The organism is Streptomyces sp. WM6386 (assembly GCF_000972385.1).
Classification (GTDB): Bacteria; Actinomycetota; Actinomycetes; order Streptomycetales; family Streptomycetaceae; genus Streptomyces.
Genome location: NZ_JXTE01000412.1, coordinates 1 through 543, shown reverse-complemented (window position 1 = coordinate 543; position 543 = coordinate 1). Strand labels below are relative to the sequence as shown.

1 protein-coding gene is annotated in these 543 nt (G+C 63.9%); it reads right to left on the bottom strand.

Translation table 11 applies throughout. From position 1 onward, the window contains the following. The coding region (locus TN53_RS41995) for an alpha-amylase family glycosyl hydrolase (RefSeq protein WP_046264168.1) at positions 1 to 543 on the bottom strand (543 nt) is incomplete at both ends.

The window sequence follows — 543 nt, the reverse complement described above, 5'->3', positions numbered from 1 at the left end:
GGGCATGACGGGGAAGTGGAAGGCCATGTGGCATTCGTCGCCGCCGGACTGGTAGTCGCCGAAGTAGTCGACGACGTCCTCGGGCCACTGGTTGGCCTCGGCCAGCAGCACCGTGTCCGGATAGTGTGCGTCGATCTCCTTGCGGACCCGCTTGAGGAACTCGTGGGTCGCCGGAAGGTTTTCGCAGTTGGTGCCTTCCTCTTGGTAGAGGTATGGCACCGCGTCGAGGCGGAAGCCGTCGATTCCCAGGTCCAGCCAGAACCGCAGCGCGGAGGTGATCTCCTCCTGGACCGCCGGGTTCTCGTAGTTGAGGTCCGGCTGGTGGGAGAAGAAGCGGTGCCAGTAGTACTGCTTGCGGACCGGGTCGAAGGTCCAGTTGGAGGCCTCGGTGTCGACGAAGATGATCCGGGCGTCCTGGTACTGCTTGTCGTCGTCGGCCCAGACGTAGTAGTCGCCGTAGGGGCCGTCGGGGTCCTTGCGGGACTCCTGGAACCACGGGTGCTGGTCGCTGGTGTGGTTCATGACGAAGTCGATGATGACGCG